Source organism: Streptomyces bikiniensis (genome assembly GCF_000716625.1).
Taxonomy (GTDB): domain Bacteria; phylum Actinomycetota; class Actinomycetes; order Streptomycetales; family Streptomycetaceae; genus Streptomyces; species Streptomyces bikiniensis.
Genome location: NZ_JNXJ01000019.1, coordinates 22,705 through 36,132 on the forward strand (window position 1 = coordinate 22,705; position 13,428 = coordinate 36,132).

A 13,428-nucleotide genomic window follows, 5' to 3' on the forward strand; every position below is an offset into this window, starting at 1 on the left:
CGGCCCCGGGGCCGCGACCGCCCCGGCCCTCACGACCGCCCCGGCCCTCACGACCGGCCCGGCCCCCGCCGCCCATCACGGCCCCGGGCCTCACGACGGCCCGGCGCCCGTGACGACCCCGGCTTCGTCACGGCCCCGAGCCCCGCACCCACGGCGGCCCCGCGCTCCGCGACGGCCCCGTCAGCGGCTCCGGTCGCTCCGGTCGGTGTTGAGCCGGGCGGCCCGCCGTGTCAGATGGTCCCGCTCGGCCAGGTTGGGCGCCCTGCGGGCCGCCTCCGCGTACAGCCGCGCCGCCGTCGCCGCGTCGCCGGCGCGCTCGTGGAGGTACGCCGCCACCGCCGCGTACCGGGGCAGTGAACCGTCCAGTGGCGCGAGCGCCGCGAGACCGGCCCGCGGCCCGTCCGCCTCGCCGACCGCCACCGCGCGGTTGAGCCGTACGACCGGGCTGTCCGTCAGGCGCGCCAGCTCGTCGTACCACTCGACGATCTGCACCCAGTCCGTCTCCTCCGCGGTGGGCGCGTCGGCGTGCAGCGCCGCGACGGCGGCCTGGGCCTGGAACTCGCCCAGCCGGTCGCGCGCCAGGGCCGCCTGCAGGATCCCGACGCCCTCGGCGATCGCCGCCGTGTCCCACCGGCCCCGGTCCTGCTCGGCGAGCGGCACCAGACCGCCGTCGGGCCCGGTCCTGGCCGCACGCCGGGCGTGGTGGAGCAGCATGAGGGCGAGCAGCCCCGCCACCTCGGGGTGGTCGATCACGGCCGCTAGCTGCCGGGCGAGCCGGATCGCCTCGGCGGCGAGGTCGACGTCGCCCGAGTACCCCTCGTTGAAGACGAGGTAGAGGACGCGCAGCACGGTGGCCACGTCGCCGGGCCGGTCGAGGCGCACGCCGGAGACCGTCCGCTTGGCCCGGCTGATGCGCTGCGCCATGGTCGCCTCGGGCACCAGATAGGCCCCGGCGATCTGACGCGTGGTCAGCCCTCCCACGGCGCGCAGCGTGAGCGCGACCGCGGACGACGGCGACAACGACGGGTGGGCGCAGAGGAAGTAGAGCCGGAGCGTGTCGTCCACGGCGGGCACGGGCCCGGGAGCCGGCTCCTCCTCGACGCGGTCCTCACGCCGACGCCGGGCGGCGTCCGCCCGGGTCGCGTCGAGGAACCGGCGCCAGGCCACGGTGACCAGCCAGCCCTTCGGATCCCGGGGCGGATCCGCCGGCCAGGTGCGGACCGCCTCGACCAGCGCGTCCTGCACGGCGTCCTCGGCCGCCGCGAAGTCGGCCCCGCGGCGGACGAGGATCCCGAGGACGCCCGGCACGAGGCCCCTGAGCAGGGCCTCGTCCATCAGTGGCACCACTCCGCGGCGGTGGGCGGCGCGGTCAGGAACGGGCGCACCTCCAGCCACTCGTGGATCGGCTTCCCGCCCGCCCCGGGGGCCGCCGACAGCTCGCCCGCCAGCTCGACGGCGCGCTCGTAACCGTCGACGTCGATCACCATCCAGCCGGCGATCAGGTCCTTGGTCTCGGCGAACGGCCCGTCGGTGACCGGCGGGCGGCCCTCGCCGTCGTACCGGACCCACGCCCCCTCCGGGGCCAGCGCCTGGCCGTCGACGAACTCGCCGCTCTCCCGCAGCCGGTCCGCGAAGTCGTTCATGTACCGCACGTGCGCCGAGATCTCCTCCGGCGTCCACCGGTCCATCGGCACGTCGTTGACCGGGTCCGGGGCGCCCCGGTAGTGCTTCAGCAGCAGGTACTTCGCCATCGTGGTCTCTCCTCGGAGGGGGTGCGGCCCATTGTGGTCGCGTTCACCCCGGGGACGGAGCGGGGCACGGGTTCTCGACATCGCCGCCCGGACTCTTTCCCGCGGTACGCGTGCGAGGGGGCGGCTCCGGTCCGGAGCCGCCCCGGGGCGGAGGTCAGCCGGTCGCGCCGGGGACCCAGTGGTTGTGGACGCGCATGATGCGCGGGGCGATGCCGGTCTCGGGCCGGCCGTGCTCGACGGCGACGGGCGTCATCTTCTCGACGAACGCGTTCATCTGCTGCTCGGTCTCCCACATGTCGAAGACCTCGATCCCGTCGTCCGTCGACACGCACGCGTGCGCCACGCAGCCGTCGAAGACACCGGGCGTCCGCTGGAGCGCGGCGTTGAGCTCGTCGTACTGCTCCGTGGAGACTCCCGGGACGACGGCGTGGACGAAGAGCGTCATGGCGGTGCCTCCTCGTGCGGCGGGGCGGAGGGCCCCGGCCCGCCCCTGTGGCGGCGGTCCGCCCCTCTCCCTCTGCCGGCACACCGCCTACTGCCCCGTACCGCGTCCGAGCGGCCCGGCACCGCCTCAGCGGCGCCGCCGGGGCAGGTGAGGGCCCCTGAGGGCGGCCCGGGCCGCGTTGGCGCCCGGAGCGCCGTGGACCCCGCCGCCCGGGTGCGCGGTGGCGGAGGCGAGGTAGAGGCCCCGGATCGGGGTGCGCGGGCGTCCGGTGCCCGGCACGGGGCGGAAGACCAGCTGCTGGTGCACGTTGGTGGTGCCCTGGTTGACGGCCCCGCCCACCAGGGACGGGTTGAGCCGTTCCAGATCGGGCGGCGCCAGGACCCGCCGGGCGCGGACGGTGGCGCGGAACCCGGGGGCCAGGCGCTCGATGCCCGCCTCGACGCGGTCGGCGATCGCCTCCTTCTCGCGCTCGTCCCAGCGCCCGCGGATGCCGTCCTCCCCGGCGTCGGAGCGGATGTGCTGCGGGACGTGCGTGTAGCCCCACGCCGATTCCGTACCGGCGGGGGAGCGGGTCGGGTCCGCCGTGGTCATCTGCCCGAGCACGGTGAACGGCACCTCCGGCACCTGCCGCATGGCGATCTGCCCGGCGAAACGGGTGAGCGCGTCCATGCCCTCGGCGACGTGCACGGTCCCGGCCCGGCGCGCGCCCTCGGAGGTCCAGGGGATCGGACGGTCGAGCGCCCAGTCCACCTTGACCGTGGAGAAGTCCCACTGGAAGCGGCGCAGATCGGCGCGGAGCCGCGGCGGCAGGTGCTCCTCGCCGACGAGGCGCTCGTACAGCTGGGGCGCCGGGACGTCGGCGAGGACCGCCCGCCGCGCGGGGACCTCGGTGCCGTCCTCGGTGCGCACGGCGACCGCCCGGCCGCCCCGGACCACCACCCGGACCACGGGGTGGCCGCAGCGCAGTTCGCCGCCCCGGGCGAGCAGCCGCGCCACGAGCGCGTCGGTGAGCCTGCCCGCCCCGCCCACGGGCACGGGGAAGCCGTGGTCCTGCCCGAGCATGCTCATGAGCCAGCCGAAACCGCCGCCGAGGGCCGACTCGGGGCCCAGGTCGGCGTGGAGCGCGTTTCCGGCGATCAGCAGCTTCCCGCCCTCGCCCGCGAAGTTCTCCTCGCCGAAGCGGCGCGCGGGCAGGAGCATCGTGCGCAGCAGCCGCAGCGCGTCGCCGGGACCGGTGCGGGCAAGGAGCCGCGCCCCCGCCCGCACCGGCGGGAACGGGGTGAACAGGCACCCGATCAGGTCGTCGGCGACACCGCGCCAGAGCCGGTGCAGCCGCTCCCAGGCCGCGCCGTCGTCGGCGGCGAAGCCGGCCGCCGAGGCGGCGGTCTCGTGGACGTCGCGGTCGAGGACCGCGCAGCGCCCGTCGGCGAGCGGATGGGCCACGACGGCGGGGGCGTGGCTCCAGCGCAGCCCGTACCGGTCGAGCGCGAGGTCCCGGATCACCGGCGACGCGGCGGCGAGCGGGTAGAAGGCGCTGAAGGTGTCGTGGACGTAGTCGGGGTGGACGCCCCGGTCGCTGCGCACGGCCCCGCCCGGCTCGTCCCGGGCCTCCAGGACGACGACGTGCCATCCGGCGTCGGCGAGGAGGTTGGCCGCCACCAGGCCGTTGGGCCCGGCGCCGACGACCACGGCGTCGGGCGCCGTCACGTCCGCGCTCCCCGCTCCCGGACCTCCCGGGAGGTGGCGACCTCCTCCAGGCGTGCCAGCATGCTGCGGTGCCGCCAGCGCGTCAGCACGTCGACGGCCGTGTTGTGCCAGCGGGCGGCCGGGCCCCGGAGGGGATGCTCGTCGACAACGACGAGGGTGTCGCGGCCCCACGGTTCGAGCCGGAAGGCGATGCGCGCGGTGCCCAGGTCGGTCTTCGCCTCCAGTTCGAGGCGGCGGCTCGGCTCGCAGATCCGGGAGGTGGTGCGGCCCCGGTAGGACTTCGGTCCGAGCTTCAGCACGTATCCCAGTTCCGCACCCGGGGCGGGCCACTGCCCGTCCTCCTCCCACGTGTCGTGGGTGCCGGTCACGAACCGCGAGTACAGCCGTCCGTCGCTCAGGACCGACCAGACGTCCTCGGGCGTGGCCTCGACGAGACGGTTCCACTGTGCCATGGCTGCGATCTCCTCAGGAGGGAAGTCGGGAGGGAGGTTCAGGAGGGAAGAGGGGAGGGGCGTCGGGAGCGGACGCGGAGGACTCCGGCCACGGCACCGGCCCCGACGGCCAGGGCGGCGGCCCGGCGGCCCGCCGTACGGAGCCGCGCGTGCCGGCCGCCGGACACCGCCGCCGTGTCCCCGGACGGTTCGTGGAGGATGCCGATGGTCTCCGGGGCCGTGCCCGGGTCGCCGAAGTAGGTGTTCTCGGTACGCCGCCGGATCACACGCCGCACCAGGCCGGGCGCCAGGGCGTGGGCGGCCGGCAGGAGGCGTGCGCCCGGTCCGACGACCACGCGCCGCCGGGGGCGGACCGCCGCGCGCACGACGGCCGCCGCGACCCGTTCGGGGGTGGCGACGGCCGGCAGGGACCGGACGCGGCGGCCGGTGCGGTTGGCCGCGTGCTGGAAGAACGGGGTGTCGACGCCGGTCGGGAGGACGGTGCACACGGCGATCCCGTGGTCCCCGGAGAGCGCCAGTTCCTGGCGCAGCACCTCGTCCAGGGTGATCAAGGCGGCTTTGGAGGCCGCGTAGGGGCCCTGGTACGGCGCCTCGACGGCACCCCCGAGCAGGGACGAGACGGTGACGACCACGCCCCGTCCCCGGCGGCGCATCGCGGGGAGCGCGGCCCGCATCCCGTGGAACACGCCCAGGACGTTGACCTCCCACAGCCGCCGCACGTCGTCCGGCGGCACCCGGTCGAGGCGTCCCAGGACGCCGACACCCGCCGCGTTCACCCAGACGTCGATCCGGCCGTACCGGTCGAGCGCCGCCCGGGCGACCCGGGTCGTCGCGGCCGCGTCGGTGACGTCGGCGGGGACGGCCACCGCCTCGGCCCGGGCGTGCGCGGCCGTGCACTCCCTCGCCACCTCCGCCAGGGCGTCCGCGCTGCGGGCGGTGACGACCAGGCGCGCGCCGCACGAGGCGAACGCCCGTGCCACGGCGCGTCCGATCCCGCTCGACGCGCCCGTGACCACGACGACGTCGCCGGGTTCGAACCCGTTCTCTCCTGTCCTCATGCGTGGCATCTGACCTGTTTCGAAGGGTTCATGCACCCGGGGTGGTCCATCGGAGCGGGATCGGGCCCCGCTGCTACGCCCGCTTCCCCGGCGCGTCACCGGACGGCCCGCGCCGCCCCTCCGCGTCCCCGGCGTCCCGCTCCCGGTCGATCCCCTCGAACCGCCGCAGGTCGTCCTCGTCCCACGCGCGCGTGTCCCGCGGCTCCGTGTACGGCTCCCGGTCCGGCGGCATCCCGCCGAGCACGGCCCGCTGCCGCACCGCCTCCGCGTCGAACTCCAGACCCAGGAGCAGGGCCAGGTTGCTGATCCACAACCAGACCAGGAAGACGATGACGCCGGCCATCGTGCCGTACGTCTTGTTGTACGAGGCGAACTGGCCGACGTACAGCGCGAACCCGGCGGAGGCGAGCATCCAGATCAGCAGGGCCAGGAAACTGCCGGGGGTGATCCACTTCCACCCCTTGACCTTGGCGTTGGGGCTGGCCCCGTACAGCAGCGCGATCATGGCGGACACCAGCAGGACCAGGACCGGCCACTTGGCGATCGACCACACCGTCAGCGCGGTGTCGCCGACGCCGAGCGCGGTCCCGGCCTGGCGCGCCAGGGTGCCGGTGAACACCACGATCAGGGCGCTGACCACCGCGAGGACCATCAGGACGGCCGTCATCCCGACCCGTACGGGAAGGAGCTTCCACACCGGGCGGCCCTCCGGGATGTCGTACACCTGGTTGGCCGCCCTGATGAACGCCCCGACGTAGCCCGACGCCGACCAGAGGGCGAGCACCACGCCGACGACCGCCATGACCGAACCCGTGCCGGCCTGCCCCTGGAGCTGTTCCACGGCGTTGTTCAGGATGTCGCGGGCCGGACCGGGGGTGAGCTGCCGCAGGTTCTCCATGACCCGGTCGGTGGTCGACTTCCCGCTGATGCCGAGCAGCGAGAGGAGCACCAGGATCGCGGGGAAGAGGGCCAGGATGCCGTAGTACGTGAGGGCCGCCGCGCGGTCCGTCAGCTCGTCGTCCTTGAACTCCCGCACCGAGCCCTTGAGGATCCCCAGCCAGGACCGGCCCTTCAGCTCGGTCGGGGCGTCCGGCGCGCGCCGCTCCACTTCGGGCCCCGGCCCGACCTCCTCGGGCGTCGGCTTCTCCCGCGCTCCGGCCTCGCCGCCGCGCTCTTCGTCTCCTGCATGGTGAGATGTGGCCATGCCCCTGCGGGTGCCCCCGCTCGGCGGGCATAAGCCCACGTCGTTCAGGCCGCGTCGGCGCTCCCGGCGCCCGTGCCCGGCCCGTTCCCGCCGCGCGCGGACCCGCCCCGGACCGACCGGTGCCGGGCCGGGCGGCGCTCCCCGGCCGTTCGTCCGGGTTCCGCCACCAGCCGCAGATGGCGCCGGCCCGCGTGGCGCGAGGCCTTCGGCGGACTCGTCACGCGGTCCTCGACCCGGTCCATGAGGAACAGGAGCAGTCCCAGCAGGGGCAGCAGGAGAACGGCGATCGCAACCACGGCACATTTCCTCCTCGTCGAACGCGTCGGCCTCGCCGGACCGCGTTTCCTCGCTCTCCGTGCGGGTGCCCGGATCCGCGTCCGACGCGCGGCGGTTCGTGTGAAGGTTCTGCGCCCGACGGAGCCGGAGCCCGGCCGCTCTTCCGTCCCCGAACCGCCGGGCAGGCCCTATCCGGCGGCCATGTCGGGCCCGGGCAGGAGGGTCTCGTCGAGGTGGTGGCCGAGCTCCCGCAGGCCGCGGGTGACGGCGATCGCCCGCGCGCGGAGCTCGGTGACCTCGGCGGGCTCCCGGGCGCCCCGCGCGGGAGCCGGGTCGGTGCCGGGGTCGGGCGGGGGCGGTGTGGCCGCGAGGACCGCGTCCCAGGCCTCGCGGGCGATGCGCTCCGCCGTGGCGTCGTCGACGCGGCGGACCCCCTGCGCGGTGTCGCCCCGGTCCTCCCGGGGAACGGAGGGGCCGGCGGCGTGCGGCTCCCCCTCCGGGGCCGGGTCCGTACGGTTCAGATGGGCCTCGATGGCGGCGCGGGCCGCACGGACGTCGGCCGACTCGGCCCGGTCCCCTTCGGGTTCTGTCGTCATGCGGGCACCGTAGGCACGGGGGCCGAGGCCGGGACGGCGCCACGCGGCGCGCCCGCCCCGGTTTGGTCCGGACGCCGTCCCGGCGCGGCCTCAGTAGGTGTGGCCGACGTGCGCGAGGGCCTGCTTCAGGAGGGCTCCCCGGCCGCCCGGCATCTCGCTCTGCACGGCGGGGGAGGCCGCTTCCTGGGGGCTGAACCAGACGAGGTCGAGGGCGTCCTGACGGGGCCGGCAGTCGCCGGTCACCGGCACGATGTAGGCGAGGGACACCGCGTGCTGACGGGGGTCGTGGTACGGGGTGATGCCCGCCGTGGGGAAGTACTCGGCGACGGTGAAGGGCTGCAGGGAAGCGGGGACCCGGGGCAGGGCCACGGGGCCGAGGTCCTTCTCCAGGTGGCGCAGCAGCGCGTCCCTGACCCGTTCGTGGTGCATGACACGGCCGGACACCAGGGTGCGGCTGATCGTTCCGTCCGCGCCGATGCGCAGGAGCAGCCCGACGCTGGTGACTTCGCCGCTGTCGTCCACGCGCACGGGCACGGCCTCGACGTACAGGATGGGCATGTGGCCCCTGGCCATCTCCAGTTCGTCCGTGGACAGCCAGCCGGGCGTGGTCTCGGTCATATCAGCCATCGCTTGATCATACTTACCCGCCCGGCTCCGGCGGAACGGGGCGGGAAGGCCACACCCCTCGTTCGGGTGACGTTTCCGGCGACCCCCTACGCGGCTCCCCGGTCCGCGATGGGGTTCGCCGGGCGGGCGGCGCGCCGGCGCGGGGCGAGTTCGGCCCGGCCGAAGAGGAGGGCGTAGCCGGAGGGGAGTTGGCCGATGACGCGGTCGACGAGCTCGGGGCCGGCCAGCCGGGCGACGGGGGCGAGGACGGCGCCGACGTCCCAGCGGGTGGTGGCGGGGCTGCCGCCGGTGCGCCGGGCGAGGTCCTTGACGAACTCCCAGCCGGTGAGCGGTGCGGTGGCGGGCACCTGGGCGGTGAAGACCAGGGCCGCCTCGACGGGGAGGCGGGCGGCGAGGTCGACCCGCTCGTCGCCGACGAGCTGCCGTCCCAGGGCCGCGAGGACGGAGCGCACGGACTCCTCGGCCCGCTCGCGGGTGGGGTAGGCGCCTTCGTAGCGGACCCGTTCGAGCAGGCCGGAGTAGGACACCCCGCCGCGCGCCGATGCGGACTCGGTCACGGAGGCCGGGGAGGTCGGGGAGACCGTGCGGGCCGCAGGAGTGGTGGGGGAGGTCGTCGTCTCGGTCCGGAGGGTCATGATCGTGCGTATCGCCGTTCTCTTCGGGCCCGGCCGGTCGGGCCGGGCGCAGTGGACGGGTTTCGACGGGTGGGGCGGGCCGGGCCCGCCGGGAGGGCGCCGGGCTCACGAGGGCGGGGCGGCGGGCTCATCGGGAGAGGTGCGGCCGGCCGAAGAGGAGGTCGTAGCCGGGCGGGAGCTGCAGGAGCATCTGGCCGGTGAGCTCCTCCCCCGCGGCGTCGGCGACGACGCTGAGGACGGCGCTGACGTCCCAGGCCGCGGTCCGCTCGGTGGCCCCCTCGATCCAGGCGGCCGTCGCGCGCACGAAGCGTTCCGGCGAGAGCGGTTCGGCGGCTTGGAGGGGGTTGAGCAGGACGACGGCGAAGGTCTCCGGGAGGCGGGCGGCGAGCGCGGCCCGCACGTCGCCGACCAGATGGGCGCCGAGCAGCGCCAGTACGACGCGGGCGGCCCGTTCGGCCTCCTGGGGCGTGTCGTGGTCACCGCGCTCCCTGACCTGGTCGAGGAACGCGTGCCATCGCGGTCTCATCACGGGCCCCTTCCTTCGGCGGGGAGGCTGGGTGACGGTGAGCGGGGGAGAGGAGGTGGGGGCGGGCTTCCGCCCCCACCCCGTGGCGGCTCAGCCGCTGATCTGCTTGCGGCCGTCGCCGCGGCCGATGGCGATCTTGCGGGGCTTCGCGCGCTCGGCGATCGGGATCCGCAGGGTGAGGACGCCCGCCTCGTAGTCGGCCGTGATCTTCTCGGTGTCCAGGGTGTCGGCCAGCATCAGCTGCCGGGAGAAGACGCCGAGGGGCCGCTCGGACAGCTCCATCTGGACGTCGTCGGCCTTGGGGACGGGCCGTCGCTCGGCCTTGACCGTCAGCATGTTCCGCTCGACGTCGATGTCGATCGCGTCGGTCGACACCCCGGGCAGGTCCATGACGATCACATACGCGTCGCCCTCGCGGTAGGCGTCCATCGGGACCGCGGAAGGACGGGACCACGTGCCGGTCGTGCCCAGCATCTGCTGCGTGAGGCGGTCGAGCTCGCGGAACGGGTCGGTGCGCATCAACATCGCGAAACACCTCCAGTCGGTTCAGGCAGTGACTGCCAATGCGCTTCACCTGACACCGTTGTAACATGTCAACGGATGGACGACAACTCCATCGTCAACGGATGGACGACAAGCGGAAGGAAGGGTGTGATCCCATGACAGGAGCCGACCTCCCCGTCAGCTTCCACGCGGCCTTCACGGCCCTCGCCGCGATGGGCGAGACCGCGCGGAAGGCCCGGTCCGCGACCTCCTCGGACGTTCCCGGCGTTCCTGGCGCTCCTGGTGCTCCGGACGTCCCGGATGCTTCGGGCGCCCCCGCGGGCACCTCCTCCGAAGAGGCGCTGGCCGCCCTTCTCCTCCTGCGCGAACTGCGCGAGCAGCTCGCCGGCTGGGAGCCCGGTCTCATCGAGGCGGCGCGGGACGCGGGCGCCAGCTGGGCCGAGCTCGCCCACCCCCTCGGCGTCACCAGCCGGCAGGCCGCCGAGCGCCGCTACCTGCGGGTGCGTCCCGGCCGCCCCGGAACCACCGGGGAACAGCGCGTGCAGGCCACCCGCGACCGCCGGGCCGCCGACCGCAGCGTCACCACCTGGGCCCGGGGCAACGCCGCCGACCTGCGCCGCCTCGCCGGTCAGATCACCGCCCTCGACACCCTCCCGGCCGCCCTCCGGCACGACCTCGGCGCGGCCCTCGCGGACGACGACCCCGCCCTCCTCCTGGAGCCCCTCGCCCGCACCCACCGCCACCTGGCCCCCCTCCACCCGGACCTGGCCGAACGGGTCGGCACCCTCGCCCACCGCACCGCGGCCCTCCGCGAGGAGAGCGACCAGCGCCGCTCCGGCGCCCCGCAGCCGTGACGGGCAGGCGCGGCACCGGCTCGACTTTGCGCTGAAGGCATAAAGTGCTGCTCATGCAGCAAGAGGACGAAGACCTGGACGGTCTGGTACGCAAGCGGATCCGTGCCCTGCGGGTGGCGCAGGGCTGGTCCCTGGAAGAGCTGGCCACGCGCGCCCGGCTCAGCCAGTCCTCCCTCAGCCGCATCGAGAACGGCCGGCGCCGTCTGGCCCTCGACCAGCTGGTCGTCCTCGCCCGCGCCCTGGACACCACGCTCGACCAGCTCGTGGAGACCGCCGCCGACGACGTCGTCGTCAGCCCGATGATCGACGGCGCGCACGGGGCGATGCGCTGGCCGATGAAGGGCGAGCCGGGCATGACCGTCGTGCGCCGGCGCATGACCGAGCCGCCGCCGGAGCACCCCTCCGGCATGCGCGCCCACCCGGGACGGGAATGGCTCGTCGTCCTGTCCGGCACCGCGACCCTCGTGCTGGGACACCGCCGCTTCCGCGTCGAGACCAACCAGGCCGCGGAGTTCCCCACGATGACGCCGCACGCGATCGGCGCGGAAGGGGGACCGTGCGAGATCCTGGGCATCTTCGACCGCGACGCCCGCCGCGGCCACCAGCGTGACGACGGCGACCGCGACGCCCAGGCGCCGCCCGGCCGGTGAGGCGGCGCGGGAGGGCGGTTCTTGCGCCTCGGGCAGCGGACGGGGCGACCTTCTTGCGTAAACGGCATGAAGTCGTGCCACAGGCGCACGGGCGTCCTAGCGTGAAGGCATGACCCACGCACACGCACACGCACACACCCTTTCCCCCGCGCACTCCCACGAGGCGAACGACCAGGCGGACCTCCTCGACCTGGACGCGGAGGTCCTCGCCGAGCACATCGCCGACCTCGTCTCCTGGCTGCCCGTCCGGACGCCCCCGCGCGAGATCGTGGACCTGGGCTGCGGTACGGGAGCGGGCACCTTCGCCCTCCTCGACCACTTCCCCGAGGCCCGCGTCACCGCGGTCGACTCCTCGGCCGGGCACCTCCAGCGGCTGCGGGAGAAGGCGTGCGCCCGGGGCGCGGAGGGGCGCGTGCGCACCGTGCAGGCCGACCTCGACGGGGCCGACTGGCCCGACCTCGGCGCCCCCGACCTGGTGTGGGCCTCCGCCTCCCTGCACCACATGCTCCACCCCGACCGCGCCCTGCGCCAGGTCCGCGACCTCCTCGCCCCCGGCGGGCTGTTCACGGTGGTCGAGCAGGCCGGCTTCCCCCGCTTCCTCCCCGAGGACGCCCCGGAGGAGCGGCCCGGTCTGGAAGGGCGCTGCCATGCCGCGGGCGACCGCCTCCACGCCGGGCGCATGCCCCACCGCGGGGCCGACTGGGGGCCGATGCTCACCGGCGCCGGGTTCGTCCTCGCCGGCGAACGCACGATCACCGCGCACGTCGGCGCCTCCCGTGACGACCGGGTCGGCGCGTACGCCCTCGGGGGTCTGCGACGCATCCGCCACGGCGTCGCCGACGCGCTCCCGCCCGAGGACCTCGCCGCGCTCGACCGGCTGCTCGACGCCGACGGGCCCCACGGCATCCTGCGCCGCGACGATCTCGCCGTACGCACCGAACGCACCGTCTGGGCCGCCCGCCGCGCGAACTGACCCGGGGCCCGAACCGGCCCCGGGCGCGGGGCCGCCCCGCGGCGCCGCCGACGGCCCGCGGCCCGGTCGCTTCCGGACGGCGATGTTCCTCACCGGTGGCCTTCTCCCCGTACCCGAACTCCTGGGCGGATCCGGAGCAGGCGGCGAGGAGGACTACGCGTCCGGCCCTCCGGCCCCGGACCGGTCCTCGACGGGGATGCCCAGGTGCGCGGCCACGGCGGTGAGGGTGGCTCCCAGGGGGAGTGCGACGCGGGTGACGGCGTGCCGGTCGCCCCGGGTCGGGTCCCGGTTGACGATCAGCACCGGCTTTCCGGCCTGGGCCGCCTGGCGGACGAACCGGAGCCCGGACATCACCGTGAGGGAGGAGCCGAGGACCAGCAGCGAGGCCGCCCCGCGGACCAGCTCGCGGCAGTGCTCGACCCGCGCCGGAGGAACGGCCTCGCCGAAGAACACCACGTCCGGTTTGAGGACGCCGCCGCAGACCGCGCAGGGCACCACCCGGAAGTCCCCGACCTGTTCGTCGGTGAGGTCGGCGTCGCCGTCCGGATTGATCCCGGCCGCCACCGGCTCGAAGCCGGGATTGGCCTCCTCCAGCCGCCGGGCGAGGTCACGGCGGGGGCTGAGGGCGCCGCAGGAGAGGCAGACGACCCGGTCCAGGCTCCCGTGGAGCTCCACGACGCCTTCGCTGCCGCCGGCCTGGTGCAGACCGTCGACGTTCTGGGTGATCACGCCCGAGAGCAGGCCGTGCCGCCCGAAGGCGGCCACGGACCGGTGCCCGGCGTTGGGGAGGGCGCGGCCGAAGGTGCGCCAGCCCAGATGGCTGCGCGCCCAGTAGCGGCGCCGGGCCCGGGCGCTCGCGGTGAAGTCCTGGTAGGTCATCGGGGTGTGTCGGCTCAGGCTCCCGCCCTCGCCCCGGTAGTCGGGGATCCCGGACTCCGTGGAGAGGCCCGCCCCGCTGAGCACCAGCACGCCGCCGGCGCCCAGCGCGTCGGCGACCGGCCCCGGGTCCGTGCTGCCCGGCGGCAGGTCCTCGGTGGGGGTCCAGCTCAGAGTGGGGCGCATCCGCATGCCGCCAGGGTACGGAACGACCCCCGCTCCCGCCCCGGCCCCCGATTCACCGGGCCCCGCCCCGGCCCCCGATCCACCGGGCCCGGCCCCGGCCCCCGATCC

17 protein-coding genes are annotated in these 13,428 nt (G+C 75.4%); 3 read left to right on the top strand and 14 right to left on the bottom strand.

All coding sequences use genetic code 11. The annotated features are described in order from the left end of the window. Positions 1-180: 180 nt before the first annotated feature. The 13 genes from OO47_RS16910 to OO47_RS16970 all read right to left on the bottom strand — a co-directional run bounded on the left by OO47_RS16910 (position 181) and on the right by OO47_RS16970 (position 9,802). A complete protein-coding gene (locus OO47_RS16910) occupies positions 181-1,335 on the bottom strand; it encodes an RNA polymerase sigma factor (protein WP_030217448.1) in 1,155 nt (384 codons plus the stop codon). Continuing rightward, positions 1,335-1,751 (bottom strand): YciI family protein, encoded by a 417-nt coding sequence (locus tag OO47_RS16915; RefSeq protein ID WP_030217450.1) that lies wholly within the window; start codon positions 1,749-1,751, stop codon positions 1,335-1,337. The genes OO47_RS16910 and OO47_RS16915 overlap by 1 nt, the downstream gene beginning before the upstream one ends. A gap of 154 nt (positions 1,752-1,905) precedes the next feature. Next, the gene (locus tag OO47_RS16920) at positions 1,906-2,196 is read right to left on the bottom strand and encodes a hypothetical protein (protein WP_030217452.1); all 291 of its coding nucleotides are present in this window, start codon (positions 2,194-2,196) and stop codon (positions 1,906-1,908) included. 126 nt (positions 2,197-2,322) lie between these two features. Then, on the bottom strand, positions 2,323-3,903 hold the full coding sequence (locus OO47_RS16925; protein WP_030217455.1) for a phytoene desaturase family protein: 1,581 nt from the start codon (positions 3,901-3,903) through the stop codon (positions 2,323-2,325). Then, positions 3,900-4,355 carry an SRPBCC family protein gene (locus OO47_RS16930; RefSeq protein WP_030217457.1) on the bottom strand — a complete coding sequence of 152 codons (456 nt, stop codon included), beginning with the start codon at positions 4,353-4,355 and terminating at the stop codon, positions 3,900-3,902. Before OO47_RS16930 ends, OO47_RS16925 begins: the two co-directional genes overlap by 4 nt. A 38-nt stretch (positions 4,356-4,393) precedes the next feature. Then, positions 4,394-5,413: an SDR family NAD(P)-dependent oxidoreductase gene (locus OO47_RS16935; protein ID WP_033209335.1), complete on the bottom strand. Its 1,020-nt coding sequence runs from the start codon at positions 5,411-5,413 to the stop codon at positions 4,394-4,396. Between the two features lie 73 nt (positions 5,414-5,486). Further along, positions 5,487-6,617 (bottom strand): YihY/virulence factor BrkB family protein, encoded by a 1,131-nt coding sequence (locus OO47_RS16940; protein WP_078489695.1) that lies wholly within the window; start codon positions 6,615-6,617, stop codon positions 5,487-5,489. A 44-nt stretch (positions 6,618-6,661) separates the two neighbouring features. Then, positions 6,662-6,913 carry a hypothetical protein gene (locus tag OO47_RS16945; RefSeq protein ID WP_063831913.1) on the bottom strand — a complete coding sequence of 84 codons (252 nt, stop codon included), beginning with the start codon at positions 6,911-6,913 and terminating at the stop codon, positions 6,662-6,664. Positions 6,914-7,081: 168 nt separating this feature from the next. Continuing rightward, positions 7,082-7,489, bottom strand: coding sequence for a hypothetical protein (locus OO47_RS16950; RefSeq protein ID WP_030217468.1), 408 nt, complete (start codon positions 7,487-7,489; stop codon positions 7,082-7,084). A 90-nt stretch (positions 7,490-7,579) separates the two neighbouring features. Further along, positions 7,580-8,107 carry an NUDIX hydrolase family protein gene (locus OO47_RS16955; RefSeq protein ID WP_030217471.1) on the bottom strand — a complete coding sequence of 176 codons (528 nt, stop codon included), beginning with the start codon at positions 8,105-8,107 and terminating at the stop codon, positions 7,580-7,582. A gap of 95 nt (positions 8,108-8,202) precedes the next feature. Continuing rightward, a complete protein-coding gene (locus OO47_RS16960; protein WP_078489696.1) occupies positions 8,203-8,751 on the bottom strand; it encodes a DUF2267 domain-containing protein in 549 nt (182 codons plus the stop codon). Positions 8,752-8,878: 127 nt separating this feature from the next. Beyond that, positions 8,879-9,277 (bottom strand): DUF2267 domain-containing protein, encoded by a 399-nt coding sequence (locus tag OO47_RS16965; RefSeq protein ID WP_030217479.1) that lies wholly within the window; start codon positions 9,275-9,277, stop codon positions 8,879-8,881. Between the two features lie 90 nt (positions 9,278-9,367). Beyond that, on the bottom strand, positions 9,368-9,802 hold the full coding sequence (locus OO47_RS16970) for an Hsp20/alpha crystallin family protein (RefSeq protein WP_030217482.1): 435 nt from the start codon (positions 9,800-9,802) through the stop codon (positions 9,368-9,370). A 134-nt stretch (positions 9,803-9,936) separates the two neighbouring features. Here OO47_RS16970 and OO47_RS16975 point away from each other — a divergent pair, with 134 nt between their 5' ends. The 3 genes from OO47_RS16975 to OO47_RS16985 all read left to right on the top strand — a co-directional run bounded on the left by OO47_RS16975 (position 9,937) and on the right by OO47_RS16985 (position 12,258). Beyond that, positions 9,937-10,635, top strand: a complete 699-nt coding sequence (locus OO47_RS16975; RefSeq protein ID WP_033209338.1) for a hypothetical protein — start codon at positions 9,937-9,939, stop codon at positions 10,633-10,635. A 53-nt stretch (positions 10,636-10,688) separates the two neighbouring features. After that, on the top strand, positions 10,689-11,285 hold the full coding sequence (locus OO47_RS16980) for a helix-turn-helix domain-containing protein (protein ID WP_199812306.1): 597 nt from the start codon (positions 10,689-10,691) through the stop codon (positions 11,283-11,285). Between the two features lie 109 nt (positions 11,286-11,394). Beyond that, positions 11,395-12,258: a class I SAM-dependent methyltransferase gene (locus OO47_RS16985; protein WP_030217489.1), complete on the top strand. Its 864-nt coding sequence runs from the start codon at positions 11,395-11,397 to the stop codon at positions 12,256-12,258. 153 nt (positions 12,259-12,411) lie between these two features. Here OO47_RS16985 and OO47_RS16990 read toward each other — a convergent pair whose 3' ends face one another. Beyond that, positions 12,412-13,326, bottom strand: a complete 915-nt coding sequence (locus OO47_RS16990) for an NAD-dependent protein deacetylase (protein WP_030217490.1) — start codon at positions 13,324-13,326, stop codon at positions 12,412-12,414. Positions 13,327-13,428: the final 102 nt, after the last annotated feature.

Coding starts and splice junctions, on each gene's coding strand:
- OO47_RS16990 (WP_030217490.1), bottom strand. CDS start 13,326: ATGCGGATGCGCCCCACTCTGAGCTGGACCCCCACCGAGGACCTGCCG.
- OO47_RS16935 (WP_033209335.1), bottom strand. CDS start 5,413: ATGAGGACAGGAGAGAACGGGTTCGAACCCGGCGACGTCGTCGTGGTC.
- OO47_RS16910 (WP_030217448.1), bottom strand. CDS start 1,335: ATGGACGAGGCCCTGCTCAGGGGCCTCGTGCCGGGCGTCCTCGGGATC.
- OO47_RS16955 (WP_030217471.1), bottom strand. CDS start 8,107: ATGACCGAGACCACGCCCGGCTGGCTGTCCACGGACGAACTGGAGATG.
- OO47_RS16940 (WP_078489695.1), bottom strand. CDS start 6,617: ATGGCCACATCTCACCATGCAGGAGACGAAGAGCGCGGCGGCGAGGCC.
- OO47_RS16930 (WP_030217457.1), bottom strand. CDS start 4,355: ATGGCACAGTGGAACCGTCTCGTCGAGGCCACGCCCGAGGACGTCTGG.
- OO47_RS16915 (WP_030217450.1), bottom strand. CDS start 1,751: ATGGCGAAGTACCTGCTGCTGAAGCACTACCGGGGCGCCCCGGACCCG.
- OO47_RS16965 (WP_030217479.1), bottom strand. CDS start 9,277: ATGAGACCGCGATGGCACGCGTTCCTCGACCAGGTCAGGGAGCGCGGT.
- OO47_RS16980 (WP_199812306.1), top strand. CDS start 10,689: ATGCAGCAAGAGGACGAAGACCTGGACGGTCTGGTACGCAAGCGGATC.
- OO47_RS16975 (WP_033209338.1), top strand. CDS start 9,937: ATGACAGGAGCCGACCTCCCCGTCAGCTTCCACGCGGCCTTCACGGCC.
- OO47_RS16920 (WP_030217452.1), bottom strand. CDS start 2,196: ATGACGCTCTTCGTCCACGCCGTCGTCCCGGGAGTCTCCACGGAGCAG.
- OO47_RS16950 (WP_030217468.1), bottom strand. CDS start 7,489: ATGACGACAGAACCCGAAGGGGACCGGGCCGAGTCGGCCGACGTCCGT.
- OO47_RS16985 (WP_030217489.1), top strand. CDS start 11,395: ATGACCCACGCACACGCACACGCACACACCCTTTCCCCCGCGCACTCC.
- OO47_RS16970 (WP_030217482.1), bottom strand. CDS start 9,802: ATGTTGATGCGCACCGACCCGTTCCGCGAGCTCGACCGCCTCACGCAG.
- OO47_RS16960 (WP_078489696.1), bottom strand. CDS start 8,751: ATGACCCTCCGGACCGAGACGACGACCTCCCCCACCACTCCTGCGGCC.